Origin of the sequence: Bacteroides congonensis (assembly GCF_900130125.1) — a bacterium.
Taxonomy (GTDB): domain Bacteria; phylum Bacteroidota; class Bacteroidia; order Bacteroidales; family Bacteroidaceae; genus Bacteroides; species Bacteroides congonensis.
Genome location: NZ_FQXY01000008.1, coordinates 716,487 through 738,758, shown reverse-complemented (window position 1 = coordinate 738,758; position 22,272 = coordinate 716,487). Strand labels below are relative to the sequence as shown.

The window sequence follows — 22,272 nt, the reverse complement described above, 5'->3', positions numbered from 1 at the left end:
AGGAAGCTGTTTCTTTAGATAACAGAAAGACCGTATTCGTAGGCATCGGACATTGAGTTGTAATCCGCATCCGAGTAAGCACCTTTGTCCCTTGCTTTCTGCATATCTTTCATAAACGATTCTACGGAAGAAAGGAAACTGTGATAATTCTTCAGTTCTTCATCATATCCGGTGACGGCAGGAAGTTTCTTCGCCGCTTCCAGTTCCTTCTTCAATTCAGCCATCTTCACATCAATCCGCATACCATCCATCGCATGTTTACGGGAATAGAGATTCATTATACTTTGCACAGTGCCCGACATCTTACGCATAGCCATGATTTGGTCTTTCAGCGGCTCGTCAGCCAGAAGTTCCTTTTCCGCCTGTTCCGTCAGAGGGCTTAGAATATCAAAAATCACTTGTTTATATTCGGACATTGCTACACTAAGCTGATAGTTCTCTTCCAAAAGTTTGGCAGCTTTCACAGTCTCTTTTGATTGACGGTAGGAAAGGAATTTATCAAAATTGGCATAGAACTGTGCCCGTGTGGTAAACAAGCCTTTGTAATTCAGCTTCAGGTTCTGACGAACTTCCTCATTAAAATAAGCGCCCGGATTCATCAGTTCCGCAGTATCCCTTGCAGAAACTTCCGGCGGTGCGATTGGAGCAACTTCGGGTACTTTTCCGTTTTGTTCCATATATCCCAACACAGCATTCACATCTTTCGCATTGGCTACGTGTCTCAACACAATGAGAGACGTATGATAATAGTTTATCACCTTACTGGCATCATCCAACTCTTCGGGAGTGACCGTGGACGTAGCCTGTTTTTTGCTTCCACCCGAGCAGGAAACCAATAAGAAAGCACCTACGAGTGCTCCCAAAAACAAGATTCTTTTCTTCATAATGTTCAGTTTATTAAGTCTTTCGTACTATAACAATAAAAATCGTTTTTTGTTATAGACAAACAATGCATATCGGATAAGTGCTTTAAAACTATATACAGCAGAAAAGTTTAAGATGTTGTTGACGATAATTAAGGAATAAACAATCATCGACGTATAAAAACAAAAAATGGCTACTCATCACGAGCAACCAATCTTTTGTTAACCTTAAATCTAATACTTATGAAAAAAACACATTACAAAGGTACTATCTTTCGGGTAAATAGCAAATTTCAGAGTAAAATAAGGGCATATTATAACACGGTTTAATACTCTCCGATTCACGTTAACAATTCAGACTTTTCACGTTAACATTTAACATATTCGTTCACAATCATAATTCAAAGAAACAACATGTTCCTCCCATCCAGTATCATTTGTTTTTTTTCAACCCGTCTCAACGGATGCATCTATTGTTATGCCATCAAAGGCAATTATAATACTGCGGCATATAATATGGAGAAGCATGATAAAAATTCCCCTTTACTTATCGGGCATTTGTCGGAAGATGATGTAGTGAAAGAACGGGAGATGAAAAGTCTGCGGAATAATCAATATTCATTGTTTTAAGATTCTGTATCTATTTCCAAACGTACAGGCATAAAAAAAGGCTATCTATCCCAGACAGCCAATCTTTTGTTAACCTTAAATCTAATACTATGAAAAACACATTGCAAAGATACGGACTTTCTGCATATCTCCAAATTTTCAGGGCAAAGCAGCCTATCTTATAACATGGTTTAATAGAATCGGGATCGCATTAACAAATAAGCGACCTGGCATTAACATTTAACAGTTTTCTTAAATAATCAGGGCGAAAAACTGAACGAGATGCAAAAGTTTTCGAATCGGGTGTCCTCTCGTATTAAAGAGAGTTTACGCAGTCTAACAAATTCTTCCGCCATCTGTTTATAACTGAAGGTAACCATCAAATTTCCCTATATATGAACAGATTCGATAATAAAGTAGTAGTCATCACCGGTGCCGCCGGTGGTATTGGCGAAGCAACCACGCGCCGCATTGTCTCCGAAGGCGGCAAAGTAGTCATCGCCGATTATTCTGAAAAAAGAGCCGAACAGCTCGCCGCCGAACTCACTCATGCAGGAGCAGACGTACGCCACGTCTATTTCTCCGCTACTGAACTTCAAAGTTGCAAAGAGTTGATTGATTTTTCCATGAATGAATATGGAAGAATAGATGTACTGATTAATAACGTAGGCGGAACCGACCCCAAACGTGACCTGAATATTGAAAAGCTGGATATCAACTATTTCGATGAGGCTTTCCACTTGAATCTTTGCTGTACGATGTATCTGTCACAACAGGTCATTCCCATTATGACAACCAACGGCGGTGGAAACATTGTCAACGTAGCTTCGATAAGCGGACTGACCGCCGATGCCAACGGCACGTTATACGGAGCCAGTAAAGCGGGGGTTATCAACCTGACGAAATATATCGCCACCCAAATGGGAAAGAAAAATATCCGTTGCAATGCCGTAGCTCCGGGACTGGTTCTTACCCCCGCCGCCTTAAACAACCTGAACGAAGATGTCCGTAATATATTCCTCGGCCAATGTGCTACGCCGTATCTAGGAGAACCCGAAGATGTTGCTGCAACAATCGCGTTCCTGGCATCGAATGACGCACGTTATATCACCGGCCAAACAATTGTCGTAGACGGTGGTTTGACCGTCCATAACCCGACAGTGGAGTTATCATAAGAAAGAAGCGTCTTATTAACTACAAATAAGATGTTCATTCATATAGATTATTTTCTCCGTTGCCTATTCAGTTTTCATTTGACAGTTGTCAAGCGATAGTTTAACATAAGTCAAGCGTTCGTTCAACTTCCTGTCAAACGAAAACTGAATAGCAGGTTGAATAATTCATTTATGCAACGCAGTTTCTTAAATGATGCATTGTCACAACTTAATGATTACATCGCATAACTCAACGCATGATTCCCTTCCCCCCCCTATCCCATCACTCTCTTCCAAGTTTAAACTAACCACATAAAAAATTCTCTTTTTCTCTTGATGTTACCGATAGGAAACATATTTTTGTGACCAATCAGTAACAAGAGTATAAAAGTATGGAAAAAGAGATTACCAAAAACAGGCAGGCAACGGAACTTACCCTGATTAAAGCCGTCAATGACATCATCGAAGAAAGCGGTTTCGAGGGATTGGGCATCAATGCAATAGCCGCCAAAGCGAAAGTATCCAAAATGCTTATCTACCGCTATTTCAATTCATTGGATGGATTGATAGCAGCCTATATCCAACAAAATGATTATTGGATTAACTTCAACGAAGAACTCCCAGATAAGGAACACTTAGCCGATTTTATCAAGCAAGCATTCAAAAGACAAATCGTCCGGCTACGAGAAAGTTATACTTTGAAACGGTTATATCGCTGGGAGCTCTCAACAGATAACAAATTCGTGAAAGAATTACGCGACAAGCGGGAAGAAAAAGGACTTTGGCTGATAGAAGCCGTCAGCAAGCTTTCAAAGCATCCGCAAAAGGAAACTGCCGCCGTAGCTTCCATTATCACAGCGGCTATCAGCTATCTGGCACTACTCGAAGAAAACTGCCAAGTATATAACGGACTCAAGATACAACAAGAAACCGGTTGGGAACAACTGGAAGAAGGGATTAACTTATTAGTAGACCTTTGGCTACAAAAAACAACTTTAACGAAATGAATAAAATGACGATTATGGGATTATGGTTCCTCTCCCTATTGATTAATAGCGGATGCAACCGGGAATTAATAGAGTACAACACCGATGACCTCAAAATATCTATCGAAAAGGGTGAGGAATGGATGCATGACTTTCCGCTCTTCTTAGGTATCAATAAGAAGAATCCGCCACAAATTGCCATTTGGACGGAAGATACGGAAGGACATTATTTGTCCACTATTTATGTGACGCATAAAATAGCTACCCAATCCTGGCAAGCATCCGGCGGAAACCGCAGAAAAGAAGCTCTGCCGCACTGGTGTTATCAAAGAGGTGTTCAATATGAGGACGGACTGTATCTTCCGACAAAGAAATCGCCATTCACCGACGGAATCAGCGGAGCAACCCCAAAAGGCAGTTTTGATGTACGGATAACGCCTGTTGGTAAAGCAAAGAGGTTCATAGTCAAAGCAGAAATCAATCATTCTACGGATTTCAATGACGCATATCCGAAATCCGCCAAAGAAGGAGACGTCCATTATTCAGGTGGAAAAGAAGGAAGCGGGCAACCGGCCCTTGTCTATGCAGCAGAGGTAGATTTAACTTCCAATGAGAAAGTTTTTGCCGCCAAGTTAATCGGACATAGCAGTCCGGACGGAAGCAACGGAGATATAACAGAAGATACTTCTTCGCTCACAACTGCATTACATATTGTCAAAAGCATAACGATATATATCCGATAACAGGATTACATATATCATCAAAATTAAACTTTGCCGTGCCACACTTGTGCTATCCCGTTGGCACAGTTGTGCCATGCCTATGTCACTGTTGTGACAGCACGTTGGCACTGTTGTGACAATGGATTGGCACAAGCATGGCGTTTAGCGGTATCCGGACAGCATTATATTAATCTATCATTATACCATTATGAAAAAGTCTACATTCATCTTTATCCTATTATCCTTCATCGCAATATACGCTGACGGGCAGACAGTTCACAAGCATTTTTCCTATACTGCATCTATCGGAACAGGAGTCTCCATGAGCCAACCTTCCTGCACGCCTTTCATCGGACAAGTTATTGCCCATTATCACATCAACCAACGGTTTACTATCGGTGCAGGCAGCGGCTTGTCCGTCTATGAGAAAGTGCTTGTCCCGCTATATGCCAACGTACAGTTCTTCATCACCCAGCCCAGGAAGCTGACTCCTTATCTGGAATGTAATATCGGTGGCTCATTCGCTGCCGCCAAAGAAGCAAACGGCGGATTTTATCTCTCGCCTTCCATAGGAACACAACTAAAGCTTACGCAAAAACTGAAAATGAATTTTGCATTAGGATATGAAATACAGAAGTTGGAACGGCTGAAGGAACATACGGATGAATATTTCCATACCAAGTTCAAGGAAAAATTATCTCATCATACTATCACTTTCAAAGTCGGACTAACTTATTAGAAAACATTAAAAGAAAGAAATATCAGCAATCAAGCGGTAGTTTTGTTCAACAAATACTAACTTTACAACGTTATCAATAATAAAGAACGAACGGCATGATTGTTAGAACGCTACTGGATACAGACCTCTATAAGTTTACCACATCGTACGCTTATATCAAACTATTTCCCTATGCAATGGGGAAGTTCAGCTTCCATGATAGAAATGAGACTGAATATACTGAAGAATTTCTGAAGACACTTAAACATGAAATTGATAAGCTAAGCCGATTGAGACTTACAGAAGAAGAACTGGAATATATGACACGGAATTGCCGGTTCCTTCCGAGAGTTTATTGGGAATGGCTGTCATCTTTCCGCTTTCATCCTGATAAAATCAAAATGTATTTGGATGAGGCGCATCATCTTCACATCGAAGTCAGTGATTTTCTCTATAAAGCTACCCTGTATGAAGTACCTTTGCTTGCCATTGTATCCGAAATAAAGAACCAGTTCTTCGGCAATGTAGCCGATACGGACGAAATCTTATGCAAATTATCGGAGAAAGTGGAACTGTCCAATCAACATCAGTTACGTTTCTCGGAGTTCGGTACGCGGCGGAGATTCTCTGTCCATGTGCAGGAAACGGTTATCGGAAAATTAAAAGAAACGGCGCAGTATTGCACAGGCACTTCCAACTGTTATTTTGCAATGAAGTACGACATGAAAATGATGGGTACTCATCCGCATGAGTGGTTCATGTTTCATGGAGCGCAATTCGGATATAAACATGCCAATTATATGGCGCTCGAAAACTGGGTGAATGTCTATGACGGCGATTTGGGAATTGCCTTATCCGATACTTATACTTCCGGTATCTTCCTCAGCAATCTCAGCCGTAAACAGGCGAAATTGTTTGACGGTGTCCGCTGCGATTCCGGTAATGAGTTCGATTTTATTGATAGTTTGGTATCCCGTTACAAAGAACTGGGAATTGACGCGACCACCAAGACTATCGTTTTCAGCAATGCCCTCGATTTCACAAAAGCACTGGAGATTCAGGAATATTGCAAGAACAAAATCCGTTGTTCCTTCGGCATCGGGACAAATCTCACTAATGACACCGGATTCGAGCCTTCGAACATTGTCATGAAGCTGACACAATGCAAGATGAATGTCAATCAAGAATGGCGGGAATGTATCAAATTATCTGATGACGAAGGCAAACATACCGGTAGTCCGGAAGAAGTACAGGCATGTTTGCATGAATTGAGACTGAATTAGCTTATTTCCCTATCGCTTTATCAAAACGGCTATCCATACAAGCACTGATATCCGTTGTGACAAACTTGCCTTCATAAAACAAGCTGAATATCGTAGCCGGAGTAGGTGCAGCCTGTGCCTGCTCCATTGTCTCCAGCTTTATAATCGTCAAAGGCAGATTTCTTTTGGTGGCGGTTTCCTTCAAAGAACTCGTCACATGAAATTCCGCAAACGGACAACGGTTGGAGAAATAAACAGTGATACCCTTTTTATCAGGGCATTCTCCTGTTCGTACAGATTCATTAAAAGTCGGATTCGGAGCATCAATATTCAATTTCTTCACTAACAGACTAAATCCTGTCGGAAGTTGTTCACAAGCAACAAATCCTTGTCTCAACAGCCATTTGGTATCACTCATAAAATGAAACTTCTTTGTTCCTACGACTGTCACCAAACCGTCCTTGCCTTGCTGCAAGGCGTCATCTATCGCAGTTTGGAGCAGAGCTTTCGCATACCCTTTCCCTTTATACTGCCCGGCTACCCAAAAGCAGTTTATCAACAGGTAATTGTCGGCCTTCACAGGAACCCACCCGTTTTCGGCAGGGCCATATTCGATAAATACTTTCGCACGCTCATTTAAACGACGAAAAACATACCCGTTTTCAAATTGCTTCTTCAGCCACTCCTTTTTCAGGTTATAACTTTCCTGGCATTTCTTATCCGAGAAAGCGCAGCAGATATGTTCTTTCTCTATGTTGTCTTTGGTAAGCGTGATAAAGTCGATGTTCATAATATCAGTTTTTTATTAGTAGTTTTTTAATGAAAAAATATCGGATATATATTATCCACAAAGATAAACATTCAAGTGTAGCAGTCATTATCCAATCCCGTAAAAATCAATATTATTTAGTAGAAAGTGAGGTACGGGCATAAAAAAAGGAGCAACGCCTTGCTCCAACCTTTGTTAACCTTAAATCTAATACTATGAAAAACACAGTGCAAAGATACGCACTTTCCGATTATCTGCAAATTATCCAAATAAAAAAGCATGTTTCATAACATGATTTAAAACTTTCTGAGGAATAGTCCCCCTTTTATTAATACTTTTTCAAGATTTGAATCCCTTTACGGCTCTTTCCAACCTTTCCAAAGTAAGTTCACCGGATTGCCGCCAAAGCTGTTGTCCTTTTCTGAAAAGAATAAAAGTAGGCGTTACTTCGATAGTGTAGAAATCAGTAAGGGCAGTTTCCTGGTCTATATCCACTTCCACCACTTCGAGCGTTCCTTCCATCAGTTTCTTAAATTCCTCAACGACAGGTTTCATACGCTGGCAATGAGGACACCACGTTGCGTAAAATTCCGCCATTACCCAATCGGCATTAGCCAGCTTCTCTTGATTCCGTTCCTCACGGGCTACTTTTTTCTCTTTCATAATTGATTACTGTTTTGATTAATAATTGCTACTTCAACAATACGAAAAGAAAGAAAGTTTAAAGGGGAAACAATAATACACACAGATTTAACTATTAAATCCACTTGCAGTTACCGTCTTTCGTTTCTAATATCCGGACAGCCGACTATTGCACATAAAAGCAACTTTCGTGCAAAAAGAGAACACTCTATTCAAAATTTATTTATCTTTGCCGCCGAAATGGTTCGGAATCCGTAGCCAACGGACGACGATTAATAGGGAATCGGGTGCAAATCCCGGACAGTCCCGCTGCTGTGAAGCTCAATTCAATGTCTTATAAATGAACTAATTTGACGCCACTGATGTTCTATCGGGAAGGCAAATAAGACAAGAGTCAGTCAGAAGACCTGCCACTTCACGTAAAACGTTCTTCCGCCTCGTGGATAAGGAGAAAGGACATCATTTGTTAAGCCCCAAATCAAGAAAATACTGTGTTTTCATCAGGTGGAGTATGTCCGCAAGGTGGGAAGACATAAAATAAGTATGTACTTAATTTAGAAAAGTATGATAAAAAGAATCTTAGTAGCCAATCGCGGTGAGATAGCCGTGAGGGTGATGCGCTCCTGCCGGGAGATGGAAATAACGAGTATCGCGATATTTTCCGAGGCAGACCGGACTGCAAAACATGTGCTCTACGCAGACGAAGCATATTGTGTAGGTCCCGCCGCATCTAAAGAGAGTTATCTGAATATAGAAAAAATCATCGAAGTGGCGAAAGCATGCCACGCAGATGCTATTCATCCGGGCTATGGTTTCCTGTCCGAGAACGCTACCTTCGCCAGACGCTGTCAGGAAGAAGGTATTATTTTTATCGGGCCTGACCCGGAGACAATGGAAGCAATGGGAGATAAAATTGCCGCCCGCATCAAGATGATTGAAGCCGGAGTGCCCGTTGTACCCGGCACGCAAGAAAACCTGAAAAGTGTGGAAGAAGCCGTGGAGCTTTGCAACAAAATCGGTTACCCGGTGATGCTGAAAGCCTCTATGGGTGGCGGTGGAAAAGGGATGCGCCTTATCCACAGTGCAGCAGAGGTGGAAGAAGCCTATACGACTGCCAAAAGCGAATCTCTTTCTTCTTTCGGTGATGATACGGTTTATCTGGAGAAGTTCGTAGAAGAACCTCATCACATCGAGTTTCAAATCCTGGGAGACAAGCACGGAAATGTGATTCATCTGTGCGAACGCGAATGTTCCGTTCAGCGTCGTAATCAAAAGATTGTAGAAGAAACGCCATCGGTATTCGTCACTCCCGAATTGCAGAAAGATATGGGAGAAAAAGCCGTGGCAGCCGCCAAAGCAGTGAACTATATCGGAGCGGGAACCATCGAATTTCTTGTTGACAAACACCGCAATTATTACTTCCTTGAAATGAATACCCGCCTGCAAGTAGAGCACCCGATTACGGAAGAAGTAGTAGGTGTAGACCTCGTGAAAGAGCAAATCAAGGTTGCCGACGGACAGATGCTTCAACTGAAACAAGAAGATATACAGCAACGCGGACACGCCATCGAATGTCGTATTTGCGCCGAAGATACCGAAATGAACTTCATGCCAAGTCCGGGAATCATCAAGCAGATTACAGAACCGAACGGTATCGGTGTGCGTATCGACAGCTACGTGTACGAAGGTTATGAAATACCTATCTACTACGACCCGATGATAGGCAAACTGATTGTGTGGGCTACCAACCGCGAATATGCCATCGAACGGATGCGTCGCGTGCTTCACGAATACAAGCTGACGGGAGTCAAGAATAATATCAGTTACCTGCGCGCCATCATGGATACCCCCGATTTCGTGGAAGGACATTACGACACCGGATTCATCGCCAAGAACGGCGAGTATCTGCAACAGTGCATCATGCGCACCAGCGAGCGTTCTGAAAACATAGCCATGATTGCCGCCTATATGGACTACCTGATGAATCTTGAAGAGAACAAAGGTAATACGACCGACAACCGTCCTATCAGCAAATGGAAAGAGTTCGGACTGCATAAAGGCGTGTTGAGAATCTAATTTTAACATAGAGAATTCAATTATGGAAATTCATATAGGAAATCGCGTGGCCGAAATAGAACTGGTCAGCAAAGAAGATAACAAAGTGGTGCTTACCATCGACGGAAAGCCTTTTGAAGCCGATGTCGTGATGGCAGAAAATGGAACCTGCAACATTCTTATGGACGGTCGCAGTACAAACGCACAGTTGATTCGCAAGGAGAACGGAAAGAGTTACAAGGTAAATACCCACTATAGCAGTTTCAATGTCGAAATCGTAGACAGTCAGGCGAAATACCTGCGTATGCGCAAGAAAGGTGAAGAAGAGCAGAACGACCGTATCACCTCTCCGATGCCGGGCAAAGTAGTGAAAATACCCGTAACAGCGGGACAGGAAATGAAAACCGGAGATACAGTCATCGTCATCGAAGCCATGAAGATGCAAAGTAACTACAAAGTGACTTCCGACTGCCGCATCAAAGAAATCCTGGTTCAGGAAGGTGACAGCATCACCGGCGACCAGACATTAATAACCCTTGAAACAATCGAATAAAAATGGAAGAAAAGAATAAAGCATATGCCACGTTCGAAGAACGTGACCGCATCGCTTCCCTCGGGGGCGGTATCGCAAAAATAGACATTCAACATGAAAGCGGAAAGATGACTGCCCGCGAACGTATCGACATGCTGCTCGATAAAGGTACATTTGTCGAACTGGACAAACTGATGGTTCACCGTTGCACCAACTACGGCATGGACAAGAATAAGATTCCGGGAGACGGCGTCGTATCCGGCTATGGAAAAATCGACGGTCGCCAAGTTTTCGTTTATGCCTATGACTTCACCGTTTATGGCGGCTCCTTGTCGGCTTCCAATGCCAGGAAGATTGTGAAAGTGCAGCAGCTTGCCTTGAAGAATGGTGCACCGATTATCGCTTTGAACGATTCGGGTGGCGCCCGTATTCAGGAAGGTATCGAAAGCCTTTCCGGTTATGCGGATATTTTCTACCAGAATACAATGGCAAGCGGCGTGATTCCACAGATTTCCGCTATTCTCGGCCCTTGTGCCGGCGGAGCCTGCTACTCTCCCGCCCTCACCGACTTTATCTTTATGGTGAAAGAGAAGAGCCATATGTTCGTGACAGGCCCGGATGTAGTAAAGACTGTCATCCACGAAGAGGTCAGCAAAGAGAAATTGGGTGGCGCAATGGCGCACAGCAGCAAGAGCGGTGTCACTCACTTTATGTGCAATACCGAAGAAGAATTGTTGATGAGCATCCGTGAACTGCTTTCTTTCCTGCCGCAGAACAATATGGATGAGACTAGAAAGCAGAACTGCACGGATGAAACCAATCGTGAAGATGTTACTTTGGATACTATCATCCCAACAGACCCGAACGTTCCGTATGACATGAAAGATATTATAGAACGAGTGGTGGATAACGGCTATTTCTTCGAAGTAATGACGAATTTTGCCAAGAATATCATCATCGGTTTTGCCCGCCTGGCAGGCCGTTCGGTAGGTATTGTCGCCAACCAGCCTGCTTACCTTGCCGGAGTGCTCGATATTGACGCCAGCGACAAAGCAAGCCGTTTCATCCGTTTCTGTGACTGTTTCAATATTCCATTGATTACTTTCGAAGATGTTCCGGGCTTCCTTCCGGGATATACTCAGGAAAACAACGGTATCATCCGTCACGGCGCGAAAATCGTTTATGCATTCGCGGAAGCTACTGTTCCCAAACTGACAGTTATCACCCGCAAGGCTTATGGCGGTGCCTATATCGTCATGAACTCCAAGCAGACAGGCGCCGATGTGAACTTCGCCTATCCAAGTGCGGAAATCGCAGTGATGGGTGCGGATGGAGCCGTAAATATCCTGTTCCGCAAAGCCGATGCAGAAACGAAAGCCAAAGAACTGGAAGCCTACAAAGAGAAGTTTGCCACTCCATATCAGGCTGCCGAACTGGGATACATTGACGAAATCATTTATCCGAGACAGACTCGCAAACGTCTGATTCAGGCATTGGAAATGACAGAAAACAAGATGCAGACCAATCCGCCCAAGAAGCATGGAAATATGCCCTTATAACAACTAGATAGGTACTTGTCAAAGTACCACCACCAAAAACGGACTTACACAAATTCTGAAGAATGTCATTCTGAGAATCTACGTAAGTCCGCTTTTTTATTACATTAAATAAGGAGTGAGATACTTCACCAGGAAATAACCACCTACTACCAGCCAAATATAGAGAAGAAGCGCCAAGACAAACGGCTTCGCCCCCGCTTTTCTGAATTTGTCAATGCTTGTTTCCGTCCCAAGTGCAGTCATAGCCATTGTCAACAGAAAAGTATCCAGTGTGTTGATTCCTGCCACCAACTGCACAGGCAACAAATCAAAAGAATTAAAAGCGATCACCCCCATAAAGCCGATTGCAAACCAGGGAATGGCAATCTTCTGAAATTTCTGCCCTTTCTGTACCTGTCTCTTTCTCGCCCTTGCCACCATGTAAGTAGTAATCAAAAGTACTGGAACCAGCATCATCACCCGAATCATCTTCACGATAATTGCCGAATCCGATATGCCGCTTCCCATTGCGTCACCGGCTCCCACCACATGAGCCACTTCGTGAAGAGTAGAACCTGTATAGATTCCCATTTGGTCGGGAGTAAGTGCACAGATACCATTCCGGTAAAGGAAAGGATATAGGAACATGGAGATAGTACCGAAGATTACCACGGTAGAAACGGAAACGGCCGTCTTATATGGTTTTGCCTTAATAGTAGATTCCGCACCAAGAATAGCGGCAGCACCGCAAATTCCGCTTCCGATAGAAGTCAGTAGTGCAATCCCCCTGTCCATTTTCAATAACTTGCCGAGATAAATACCACCACAAATCGTCACTACCACAATAATAATATCAATCAACAGAGCAGGCAATCCAATAGCCAGCACATCCTGAAAAGTCAGTCTGAAACCATACAGGATAATACCGATACGCAGAATCTTTTTCGAGCAGAACTGTATGCCCGGCACCCAAGTTTCGGGAAGATTATTCCGCAAACTGTTAGCATAAAGCATACCCAAAATGATACCTACAATCATCGGACTGAAAGAGAGACTTCTCACGAAAGACATCTCACCAATGTAAAACGCCGCACAAGAAAACAGTGCTATCAACAAGACACCGTGCAACATGCTGCTTCTTTTTTCGTTGAACATAAATTACTAGATTTTAGTGATACTGAATTTATTACTCTGCAAAGAAAACCATTTTTCATCAAACCGGTTCACAGTATTTTATTATACCGGATAATCTCCGGTTATACCTATCTGGAATAAAAAACGGCACCTCGATTCACATCGCAGCACCGTCACAACACAAACACAAAATAAAACACGACAAAACTACTATGCAATCTTCCTGTTATGCCGGGGAGGCATGTCTTGCTTGATTATCTATATTCTCATACCCATAAGAAGCTTTATCAGGCGATTTGCATAATTAAAAACAGACTCATCCGTATTTTGTTCACGGAAGTTTAAGAAAAATGAGGAAGGAACAGGATTTTAACAAAAAAAACAGCAAGCATATCTCTTTTTTATTCATACAAGCAAGCATAACACAAAACAATTATTCCCCCTTCCTATTCTCTTCCTTAAATCGGGTAGGCGTCATTCCTTTAACTTGTTTAAAGGAAGTGCTAAAATATCGGGGATAAGAGAAACCTACTTCATAGGATATTTCATTAATGTTCATATTAGTATTTGTAAGCAGAAAAACAGATCTCTCAATACGCAACCGATTAATATAATCATTAACTCCCAAACCGGTCAGCAACTTCACCTTATTATATAAAGAAGCTCTGCTCATAGCCATGTTATCCGTTAGAAATTTGATAGAAAGTTCTCCACCCGCCATATTCTCATTGATAAGTGTGTTAAGTTTATTAATGAAGTCTTCATCTTCCTTGCTGTTTTTCTTTGGAGTTTGCTGCTCTATTTCCTCCATCCGATTATCATCCACTTCTTTTAATGTGACATCAGACAACGAAGGCTCCAAAAGATTATCCTCTTCACTCCTCTGTTTCTCTTCTTTGCTACTAAGCATATCATTTAATATAGCTTGCAAGAAGTGGTTCACATTACCTTTCATATTGCGTTCTTTCCGACGGTAATTAATGTAACCGATACCTGCCGTCATAGCAATAAACAAAACGGCAACCGTACTAATAAACCAGACTGTTTTATACCAAGGAGGAGTAACGATAATACGTATCAATTGCTTGGCCGGGGTTTGGTTTCCATTTTTTGTATTACACGAAACCCATATTGAATATTCACCTGCCGACAAAGAAGATAAATTCAACATCGGTTCATAGGTTTCAATCAACTGTTTGCTCCTACCCTCAATAGTATATTGCAGCAGATACTTCTGAAACACATCCCTGTTCTTTATCCGGAAGTGGACAGAAAGCGAATTATAATTCCAGGGTATCTCTATCGTATTTTCTTTTACTCTCTTTAAAAAAGGGCTACCATTAAAGAGGATTTCAGACAGATATATTTCCGGTAGTTGAGTTTCGGTAGTTGGAATATCCGTATCAATTTTAACCAATCCTTCGGAACCTCCCAAATAAATATAATCCTTGTTAGATTGCTTTTGATATGCAAACAAGATTTCATTAGGCGGGAAACCGTCCGAACTGTTCCAAAGGGTGAATCTATTCTCTTTAATGATATAAGAATACAGATGATTCTGGGCACAAATCCATAAACGTCCCTTTCCGTCAGCAATAAGAAAAGAAATACCACCAAAAAGTTTGGTACGGATACGATGAAACTTCTGACTCTCCAAATCAAAGAATCCGAGTCCTTTGTTAGTACTGGTCCATATCTTACGATTATTGTCGTAGGACATGGAAGTGATAAATTCATCTTTCTCCAACTCAAACAACAACCGGATACTGTCACTCTTCTGATCGACCCAAAAAGCTTGGTGAGCACACTTTAACAGGGAAAATCTATCATTAGAGTATGAAAGGCAAAGTGCATCATTGGAGAAATCATAATCACGGTCGGTTTCTATCTTCGAGAATGTACGGTCATGCGTGTGGTATACATAAGCACCGCAACTGATAATATATATTTTGTCGTCCGCCACCTGATTGGCCAAAGGTAGAAATCCATAAAAACATTCTTTAATATTGGTCTCTTCATCGATAATAGTGAAGGGGCGGTACTTATGTGTTTTTTTATTGAACAGAAAAATTCCTTTTGTATATAAAGACACCATCAGTTCACTCTCGGACACCTCGGCGATAGAAACAACCTTATCTCCGTAAGTAGAGGGAAAATGGGTAAACTTATCGGTAGACGGGTCATAGAGATTAATTCCTCCCCCATCCGTTCCAATCCATACTTTGCCGTCCTTTTCTTCATAAAGGCTGATAACAGATTTTTCGCTAAGCCCATGTGTATCGTTTAAGATTGCATCTTTATAAGTCTTTATATATGTCTCTTTTATACTGAATACTCCTCCGCGCACACTTCCCGCCCATAGATTTCCTTTCATATCTTTGTACAGCAATATAATGGAATTGACCGGCAAAGAAGAGTAGTCACCCACAACGTGTTGTAATTGCGAAAACTGAAAGGTTCGGGGAGTAAACAAATTGATACCGCTGCCGTCTGTTGCCAACCATATGTTACCATTATATTCTGCCATGTCCAACACATAATTGTTTTTCAATCCGGAATTTTCTTTTGTATAATGCTCCAGCATTTTCCCTGTCCGGTCATAACAATAAAATCCATCTCCATAAAAAGCTGTGTAAATGCGCCGGTCTGTTGTTACATATAACGATGTCAACAGGTTCCGACCGTGTGGTATCAAAAGGGTGAATTGCCGGATGCGGCAGTCATATAAATAGATTCCTTTCTTGCGCGTACCTATCAGAATCTTGCCTTCTTCCAAATAAAGCATTTTCTGAATCCTGTAATCCACCAGATTAGAATCTTTGCTTTCTTCTTTTTCGATGTGAATTGTTTTTAGTTGTTTGCTTTTATAATCATAACAGTAAATGGCATTTTCGCTACCAAACCAAATTCCGCCTTCGACTTCCACAGAAGAATAGATAATACAAGAATTGACAGTTGTAAAGCGGTCTTGTTCGACATCGTAAAGAGCCAGTCCTTTGGAAGTCGCTATCCAGAAATTCCCTAAAGAATCTTCTGCCAGATGGTTGATATGGTTACTTGGCAAAGAATAAGAATCACCCGAGTGATGCAAGTAAGTTTTTATCCCTTCCTGAGTATAGCTGTTCAATCCGCTTTTGGTTCCTATCCACAAAACCCCTTTATGGTCGAACAAAATAGATTGGGCAGTGGTTTGAGAAAGTCCTTGCTCTATGGAGAGTTTGGTGAATGAATAATTAACAGTGTGTTCATCAGCAAACAGACTAATCTCTGCCAATAGAAATAATAGTATGATTAAGGCGCGATACATTGTATTTTCATTTTCTGCAAAAATACATTTTTTTCTTTTCAACAAAAATCCATATCGCATTTTTCTTAAAAAAACATCATAGAAACAAGAGTACTTCTTAAAAAAAACACAAGAATCAGCCCTATTTAGACAAGAATTGACTTGAATTATACGATATCTGACTTCTAAATAAAATAAATAAAATACGTTTGCAGCATTGATTTTTTAAAGCAATTTATGTAACCCAAAATTAAAACGTATGAAAAAGGTTATACTTTTATTATTCTCAGTATGTGGTATACTTTCTTGTACTCATACCCCTAAATGGGAACTGGTGTGGGAAGACAATTTTAACGGAACAGAACCCGACACCGCCATTTGGAGCCGTATCCCCCGCGGCAAGCCAGACTGGCAAAACACCCAGTCGTTTGACGACCGTTGTTACGAAATGCGTGACGGTCTTTTAATCCTAAAAGGAATAGTCAATGACGACACAAAGGCAGACACTGCCAAGTATCTGACCGGAGGATTGTGGACAAAAGGCAAGCATGCTTTCCATGGAGGACGTATCGAAGTACGCGCCAAACTGCACGGGGCAAAAGGGGCATGGCCTGCCATATGGACACTGCCTTATGAAACCGATAAATATTCATGGCCTATAGGAGGTGAAGTGGATATCATGGAACGCCTGAACCATGATTCTGTTGTTTACCAGACGGTACACTCTCACTATACCTACACATTAGGTATAGAAAACAATCCCAAACATGGAAATACTATATCCATTAATCCCGAGGAATTCAATGTATATGGAGTGGATTTCTGGCCGGACAGCCTGGTGTTCCATGTCAACGGAAAGCGCAACTTTGTTTACCCCCGAATTGAAACCGAACAGGAAGGACAATTTCCTTTCAATATTCCTCAATATCTGCTCATAGACATGCAGCTAGGCGGTACTTGGGTAGGTACGGTAGATTCTGCCGAATTACCCGTAGAGATGGAAGTGGACTGGGTGCGCCATTATCAATGGAAATAAAAACACACTGATATCTTTTAGTTATGAAAACATCAGTATTATATAACAAAGAACCTATTAACTTAGTTAAATTTAAAATTATGAATGGACAAAAGCGAAATTTTTTACGTATGTTTTTAGCAGGCGTCCTCATGCTGTTATCTCTTACAGCATATGCACAGGAACGCACAGTGACAGGTAAAGTGTACGATGCAGCCGGCGAACCTATCATAGGAGCCAGTGTAGTGATTCAAGGTACAACACAAGGAACTATAACCGATATAGACGGTGCTTTTCAGTTGAAAGTACAACCTTCACAAACGTTGGTCGTTAGTTTTTTGGGATATAAAGACGTAATTCTTCCCGTAGGAAACAAAAACGATTTTAAAATAACTTTGGAAGAAGACTCCAAAAAACTTGACGAAGTAGTCGTGGTGGGATATGCAACCCAAAAGAAAGTGAATCTAACCGGTTCTGTAGCTTCTGTATCCGCCAAAGATATTCAAGATATTCCGGTGGCCAACACAGCTACTTTGCTGCAAGGCCGTCTGCCGGGGTTGGTGCTGACTCAGAACGGCGCACAAGCCGGCAATGACAATCCGGAAATAAGAATTCGTGGTATCGGTACTTTTGGAAACAACAATCCGATGGTATTAATTGACGGCGTAGAGGGCAGCCTTTCACAAATATCCGAAATCCCCTCTGCGGATATCGACAATATCTCCGTATTGAAAGATGCAGCATCAGCGGCTATCTACGGTGTACGTGCCGCCAATGGTGTGATATTGATTACCACCAAGCGCGGACAAGCTTCCAGCAGAGTAAAAGTATCCTACTCGGGAAGCTATACACTACAGACTCCGGGCATCGTTCCCGACTATGTAGACAGTTATAACTGGGCTTTGATGAGAAACGAAGTGAACCCTGACACTTTCTCACCAGAAGCTCTACAAAAGCTGAAAGACGGTTCGGATCCCGACCATTATGCAAACACCAATTGGCTGGACGCAGTGTTACGCAATGCCAGCATGCACCAACACCATTTATCAGTGTCGGGTGGTAGTGAAAACACGCACTTCATGACTTCAGTGGCGTACTCCAACCAAGAGGGTATCATGATGAAAACAGGAGTAGAACGCTTCTCTTTCCGTTCGAACCTTGACACACGCTACAAACGTTTCACATTCGGACTGAACTTGTCCGGTAACAAAAACAACGTGACAGCTCCTGCTGTTGCTCCTTCGGGCGAAGGCGGTATCATGCGTTTCGTATCCTGGTTCACCCGTCCAACCGTACCGGTGATGTACTCCAACGGACATTATGGCTATGTAGACGGTTCGTCAATGAGCGCTGAAATGGTGAAAAACCCCGTAGAGTTAATGTCCTTAGGTCATCGCAGCAACGAATATTGGCGTTTCAACGGCAAGGCGTTTGCCGGTATTGAACTGTGGGACGGATTGAAGTTCCAGACAAGCCTTGCTTATGCTTTCGACCTGAATGCGACTAAGTCTTACACCCCAAAATCTCCTGCTCGCTATGATGCGGACGGAAACATCGTAAAAGCAGCAGGAGAGACTAATAAGGAAGAGGATTATTGGTATCGCAACGCAACATGGACAAACGAAAACTTGCTGACTTATAACAAGCAATTCGACAAGCACAGCATCAATGTGCTGTTGGGACATTCGGTCATCGGTTCACGTTTTTACAAAACAACAGCCTCCATACAAGGGTTCCCAACCGAGAATATTTATGAGCTCAAAGGAGGTACAATCAATCCGGGAGCAACAGGAGAATCAGAAGAATATAAGCTTCAATCATTCTTCGGTCGTGTAAACTATAGTTATGACGACCGGTATTTATTCGAATTCAATATTCGTCATGACGGTTCCTCACGTATGCCTAAAGCCAATCGTTATGCCACATTCCCTTCATTGTCTGCCGGATGGGTATTCTCAAACGAAGGTTTTATGAAAGACTATAGAAACTTCTCTCTCGGAAAGTTACGTCTGTCATGGGGTAAATTGGGTAATCAGGAAATCGGCAACTACGCTTATGCGGCTACTTTGGGTGCAAGCGGAAATTATTTCTTCGACCAAGGTGCAAACAAGCAGGCGGGTATGGTACAGACATCCGTCCCCAATGAAAACATTAAATGGGAAACGACCCGTTCTGTAAACGTCGCTATCGACCTTGGATTCTTCAACAACAGAATACAGACCTCCTTCGAATGGTTTGACAAGAAAACTTCCGACATCTTAATGCAATTGGCTATGCCGGGCATTTTCCTGGGTTCTCTCTCCGCTCCTTATCAGAATGTGGGTGCAGTCCGTAACCGTGGTTGGGAATGGACCGTAAATTACTCCGACAGCAAAGGAGACTGGGCTTGGAATGTCGGTTTCAACCTGTCGCACGTGAAGAATAAAATCCTTGAAATGGGTGAGCTGGAGGAAAAAATTGATGGTAATACAATCAACCGTATCGGCAACCCTATCGGTGCTTATTTCGGATATAAAGCAATAGGTATCTATCGTACGGAAGCCGACTTGCAACGTACCAACTCAAAAGGTGAAGTTATCAAACAAAACGGTGTGGCTCCCAAATTGGGCGATATCATGTACGCCGACCTGGATGATGATGGTAACATTACTCCCGAAGATCGCGATATTATAGGCAATCCGTTCCCGAAATACTCTTATAGTTTCAATCTGGGTGCATCATGGAAAAACTTCGACTTGTCTACTTTCTGGCAGGGAGTGGGTGGTATCTACCGTTACAGTTGGGAGACTTCTACCGACATTCGCGGTAACCTTACCAACCGTTGGGTGAACCGTTATTCGGCCGACAACATAAATGCTCCTATGCCCGCACTAGGCAACACCATGAACGATTCTTATTCTTCATTCTGGCTTGAAAAATCGGATTACCTGCGTCTGAAGAATCTGGAATTCGGCTATACTTTCCGTCAAACCGAACTTGCCAAAGTTGGTATTTCCAGCATCCGTGTTTACTTTGCCGGAAGCAATCTATTGACGTTCACACCGTTGAAGAACTGGGATCCGGAAAAGTCATCGGGTGATACAAGAAATGACGTACATCCCAATATGCGTACTTATTCATTTGGATTAAACATTCAATTCTAATTACAAGGAGGATACATATTATGATTAAGAATACAAAAAATATATGCAGAGTTTTATTATTATCCGGAATGTTACTGTCTGCCGGCGCATGTTCGGACAGTTTCCTACAGACAGATTCTCCGAACCAGCCTTCCCAAACGACCTATTGGCAAACTGAATCGGATGCATTGATGGCACTGACCGCTTGCTATGACGCCATGCAAAGCCAAAACTTGTATGACGACAACATTGACGGCTGGAAATTCGGATTCCTGGGACGCGAAACCAGTACAGACAATGGTGACCACACATGGGGTAACTGGATGCTGGGCAGTTCCATTTCACAATGTGCTTCGGCTACCACCGATGAATGTTTCTCAATGTACTGGAACGCTAATTATGAAGTTATCAAGCGATGCAACATGTTAGTGGAAAACGTAGAACGTATACCGATGGAACAAGAAAAGATAGAAGCATACAAAGCGGAAGCAATAGCATTGCGCGCCCTGATGTATTGCAATCTGACTTCCGTTTTCCGCGATGTACCCTATCTGACCAAACCTCTCACCCTGGCAGAAGCCCAAGCGCCCAAAACGGAACGTAGCCAGATTATCTCTTCTTTACTGGAAGACCTGAAATTATGGATTCCTAAAATCCCCGTGATAGGAAAAGCACAGACAGGACGTCTGACTCAAGAAGCGGCTTACGCCATTATGGGACGAATAGCCCTCTTCAATCAGCATTGGGACGAGGCTATAAATGCCTACAAGAATGTGCTCGGCAAAGTACAACTTTTCAAATCGGGTGATGGCAGCGACCCGGCAGCTAACTTTGCAGATTTATTCAAGGAAGCTAATGAAATAGCTAGTGAAGTGTTGCTGAGTGTTCACTACAAAGGTCCGGGACTGGGCGAAGGTAATTGCTTTGGAGTTTGCTGGTCTGCTCCAATGAACGCCATCGAAGGTTCAATGAATTTATGCGATGATTTTTATTGCACGGATGGATTGCCTATTGACAAGTCTCCTTTATTTAATGGTAGTCTTGACAAAGGAGCTCATACAAAAGAAAATCCGGATATGGGACGTTATGAAAACCGCGACCCTCGCATGAAGGCAACATTGATGCTTCCGGGAATGAAATGGAACGGAAAGTTGTACACTAATAACTTACCCGCCACCTCCACTTGCTGTATCCGCAAATGGTACACACCGGAAAATACGGCAAACGAGTATGACGGTAGCCTCGATTTCTACGTCATTCGTTATGCAGAGGTGCTATTGTCACTCTCTGAAGCTATGATTGAAAAAGGTGGTTACTCCCAGGCGGAAGTGACCAAGTATATCAATGAAGTCCGCGATCGCGTTGGCATGCCTGCTGTGGAAGAGGTAGAAGGAACCAATCTGAAACAAGAAGAGCTACGCTCCATTGTACGCCATGAGCGCCGTGTGGAACTGGCTTTTGAAGACTTGCGTTTTGCCGACCTTTATCGCTGGGGAGAATTTGAAAACGCCCAGAAACGTATGCAGGAAGACAAGTCATTCTATGGCTTCGGAGCAGTCGAACGCGGTAATCTGCGTGGAGCACAGGATTTGGTATGGCCTATCCCGCAAAGTGAAATTGACACAAACCCGATGTTGGAACAGCACAGCGAATGGAAATAACACTGCCTGATTGCAGTATATAAGTAAAGAGTAAGCACGAAGCCGGAACAAATAATGGCTTCATGCTTACTCTTTTCTATTTAACACAGTTATTTCTTATTTTAAAAATATCTTTCTGTTACATACATAAAAAACGGCACCCCGATTCACATCGCAGCACCGTCACAACACAAACACAAAATAAAACACGACAAAACTACTATG

Annotated in this window: 16 protein-coding genes, 1 pseudogene and 1 riboswitch; of the genes and pseudogenes, 12 read left to right on the top strand and 5 right to left on the bottom strand. The window is 42.5% G+C overall.

What is annotated here, in order from left to right; all coding sequences use genetic code 11:
• Positions 1-14 precede the first annotated feature (14 nt).
• Positions 15-884: a DUF6845 domain-containing protein gene (locus BQ7997_RS06325; protein ID WP_073344603.1), complete on the bottom strand. Its 870-nt coding sequence runs from the start codon at positions 882-884 to the stop codon at positions 15-17.
• 423 nt (positions 885-1,307) lie between these two features.
• On the opposite strand from BQ7997_RS06325, the pseudogene BQ7997_RS26100 reads away from it, so the two are divergent.
• From BQ7997_RS26100 to pncB, 6 genes and pseudogenes are all read left to right on the top strand, one after another.
• Positions 1,308-1,493, top strand: a pseudogene (locus BQ7997_RS26100) (hypothetical protein); the annotation flags it as partial.
• Positions 1,494-1,867: 374 nt separating this feature from the next.
• The gene (hdhA, locus tag BQ7997_RS06315; RefSeq protein ID WP_022137956.1) at positions 1,868-2,647 is read left to right on the top strand and encodes a 7alpha-hydroxysteroid dehydrogenase; all 780 of its coding nucleotides are present in this window, start codon (positions 1,868-1,870) and stop codon (positions 2,645-2,647) included.
• A gap of 371 nt (positions 2,648-3,018) precedes the next feature.
• Positions 3,019-3,633, top strand: a complete 615-nt coding sequence (locus tag BQ7997_RS06310; protein WP_073344601.1) for a TetR/AcrR family transcriptional regulator — start codon at positions 3,019-3,021, stop codon at positions 3,631-3,633.
• Entirely contained in the window at positions 3,630-4,355 is a 726-nt protein-coding gene (locus BQ7997_RS06305) for a T9SS type B sorting domain-containing protein (protein ID WP_073344598.1), read from the top strand. The genes BQ7997_RS06310 and BQ7997_RS06305 overlap by 4 nt, the downstream gene beginning before the upstream one ends.
• Before the next feature lie 187 nt (positions 4,356-4,542).
• Entirely contained in the window at positions 4,543-5,073 is a 531-nt protein-coding gene (locus BQ7997_RS06300; RefSeq protein WP_073344596.1) for a hypothetical protein, read from the top strand.
• 95 nt (positions 5,074-5,168) lie between these two features.
• Complete coding sequence (pncB, locus tag BQ7997_RS06295) at positions 5,169-6,335, top strand: nicotinate phosphoribosyltransferase (RefSeq protein WP_073344593.1); 1,167 nt, start codon at positions 5,169-5,171, stop codon at positions 6,333-6,335.
• A 1-nt stretch (position 6,336) separates the two neighbouring features.
• Here pncB and BQ7997_RS06290 read toward each other — a convergent pair whose 3' ends face one another.
• Both BQ7997_RS06290 and BQ7997_RS06285 read right to left on the bottom strand, forming a co-directional pair.
• Entirely contained in the window at positions 6,337-7,104 is a 768-nt protein-coding gene (locus tag BQ7997_RS06290) for an N-acetyltransferase (protein WP_073344591.1), read from the bottom strand.
• 318 nt (positions 7,105-7,422) lie between these two features.
• Positions 7,423-7,746 (bottom strand): thioredoxin family protein, encoded by a 324-nt coding sequence (locus BQ7997_RS06285; protein ID WP_022137962.1) that lies wholly within the window; start codon positions 7,744-7,746, stop codon positions 7,423-7,425.
• A 203-nt stretch (positions 7,747-7,949) separates the two neighbouring features.
• Positions 7,950-8,154: riboswitch (cobalamin riboswitch) on the top strand.
• Positions 8,155-8,289: 135 nt separating this feature from the next.
• Between BQ7997_RS06285 and accC the strand changes: the two genes are divergently transcribed.
• The 3 genes from accC to BQ7997_RS06270 are packed head-to-tail and all read left to right on the top strand — an operon-like array spanning position 8,290 to position 11,871.
• Positions 8,290-9,801 carry an acetyl-CoA carboxylase biotin carboxylase subunit gene (accC, locus tag BQ7997_RS06280; protein WP_073344588.1) on the top strand — a complete coding sequence of 504 codons (1,512 nt, stop codon included), beginning with the start codon at positions 8,290-8,292 and terminating at the stop codon, positions 9,799-9,801.
• A gap of 22 nt (positions 9,802-9,823) precedes the next feature.
• On the top strand, positions 9,824-10,333 hold the full coding sequence (locus tag BQ7997_RS06275; protein WP_022137964.1) for an acyl-CoA carboxylase biotin carboxyl carrier protein subunit: 510 nt from the start codon (positions 9,824-9,826) through the stop codon (positions 10,331-10,333).
• 2 nt (positions 10,334-10,335) lie between these two features.
• Positions 10,336-11,871: an acyl-CoA carboxylase subunit beta gene (locus BQ7997_RS06270; protein ID WP_073344586.1), complete on the top strand. Its 1,536-nt coding sequence runs from the start codon at positions 10,336-10,338 to the stop codon at positions 11,869-11,871.
• Positions 11,872-11,970: 99 nt separating this feature from the next.
• Here the strand turns inward: BQ7997_RS06270 and BQ7997_RS06265 are convergent, their stop codons facing one another.
• Both BQ7997_RS06265 and BQ7997_RS06260 read right to left on the bottom strand, forming a co-directional pair.
• Positions 11,971-13,005 (bottom strand): YeiH family protein, encoded by a 1,035-nt coding sequence (locus BQ7997_RS06265; RefSeq protein WP_073344583.1) that lies wholly within the window; start codon positions 13,003-13,005, stop codon positions 11,971-11,973.
• A 412-nt stretch (positions 13,006-13,417) separates the two neighbouring features.
• Positions 13,418-16,291: a two-component regulator propeller domain-containing protein gene (locus BQ7997_RS06260; RefSeq protein ID WP_073344855.1), complete on the bottom strand. Its 2,874-nt coding sequence runs from the start codon at positions 16,289-16,291 to the stop codon at positions 13,418-13,420.
• 238 nt (positions 16,292-16,529) lie between these two features.
• On the opposite strand from BQ7997_RS06260, the gene BQ7997_RS06255 reads away from it, so the two are divergent.
• From BQ7997_RS06255 to BQ7997_RS06245, 3 genes are all read left to right on the top strand, one after another.
• Positions 16,530-17,306: a glycoside hydrolase family 16 protein gene (locus BQ7997_RS06255; protein ID WP_073344580.1), complete on the top strand. Its 777-nt coding sequence runs from the start codon at positions 16,530-16,532 to the stop codon at positions 17,304-17,306.
• A gap of 80 nt (positions 17,307-17,386) precedes the next feature.
• On the top strand, positions 17,387-20,428 hold the full coding sequence (locus tag BQ7997_RS06250; protein ID WP_073344852.1) for a SusC/RagA family TonB-linked outer membrane protein: 3,042 nt from the start codon (positions 17,387-17,389) through the stop codon (positions 20,426-20,428).
• A 20-nt stretch (positions 20,429-20,448) separates the two neighbouring features.
• Positions 20,449-22,068: a RagB/SusD family nutrient uptake outer membrane protein gene (locus tag BQ7997_RS06245; RefSeq protein ID WP_073344577.1), complete on the top strand. Its 1,620-nt coding sequence runs from the start codon at positions 20,449-20,451 to the stop codon at positions 22,066-22,068.
• Positions 22,069-22,272: the final 204 nt, after the last annotated feature.

What these genes read in the sequence shown, in the direction of transcription:
- BQ7997_RS06245 (WP_073344577.1), top strand. Translation starts at nt 20,449, where the DNA reads ATGATTAAGAATACAAAAAATATATGCAGAGTTTTATTATTATCCGGA.
- pncB (WP_073344593.1), top strand. Translation starts at nt 5,169, where the DNA reads ATGATTGTTAGAACGCTACTGGATACAGACCTCTATAAGTTTACCACA.
- BQ7997_RS06260 (WP_073344855.1), bottom strand. Translation starts at nt 16,291, where the DNA reads ATGTATCGCGCCTTAATCATACTATTATTTCTATTGGCAGAGATTAGT.
- BQ7997_RS06300 (WP_073344596.1), top strand. Translation starts at nt 4,543, where the DNA reads ATGAAAAAGTCTACATTCATCTTTATCCTATTATCCTTCATCGCAATA.
- hdhA (WP_022137956.1), top strand. Translation starts at nt 1,868, where the DNA reads ATGAACAGATTCGATAATAAAGTAGTAGTCATCACCGGTGCCGCCGGT.
- BQ7997_RS06265 (WP_073344583.1), bottom strand. Translation starts at nt 13,005, where the DNA reads ATGTTCAACGAAAAAAGAAGCAGCATGTTGCACGGTGTCTTGTTGATA.
- BQ7997_RS06305 (WP_073344598.1), top strand. Translation starts at nt 3,630, where the DNA reads ATGAATAAAATGACGATTATGGGATTATGGTTCCTCTCCCTATTGATT.
- BQ7997_RS06255 (WP_073344580.1), top strand. Translation starts at nt 16,530, where the DNA reads ATGAAAAAGGTTATACTTTTATTATTCTCAGTATGTGGTATACTTTCT.
- BQ7997_RS06310 (WP_073344601.1), top strand. Translation starts at nt 3,019, where the DNA reads ATGGAAAAAGAGATTACCAAAAACAGGCAGGCAACGGAACTTACCCTG.
- BQ7997_RS06275 (WP_022137964.1), top strand. Translation starts at nt 9,824, where the DNA reads ATGGAAATTCATATAGGAAATCGCGTGGCCGAAATAGAACTGGTCAGC.
- BQ7997_RS06290 (WP_073344591.1), bottom strand. Translation starts at nt 7,104, where the DNA reads ATGAACATCGACTTTATCACGCTTACCAAAGACAACATAGAGAAAGAA.
- BQ7997_RS06250 (WP_073344852.1), top strand. Translation starts at nt 17,387, where the DNA reads ATGAATGGACAAAAGCGAAATTTTTTACGTATGTTTTTAGCAGGCGTC.
- BQ7997_RS06270 (WP_073344586.1), top strand. Translation starts at nt 10,336, where the DNA reads ATGGAAGAAAAGAATAAAGCATATGCCACGTTCGAAGAACGTGACCGC.
- BQ7997_RS06325 (WP_073344603.1), bottom strand. Translation starts at nt 884, where the DNA reads ATGAAGAAAAGAATCTTGTTTTTGGGAGCACTCGTAGGTGCTTTCTTA.
- accC (WP_073344588.1), top strand. Translation starts at nt 8,290, where the DNA reads ATGATAAAAAGAATCTTAGTAGCCAATCGCGGTGAGATAGCCGTGAGG.
- BQ7997_RS06285 (WP_022137962.1), bottom strand. Translation starts at nt 7,746, where the DNA reads ATGAAAGAGAAAAAAGTAGCCCGTGAGGAACGGAATCAAGAGAAGCTG.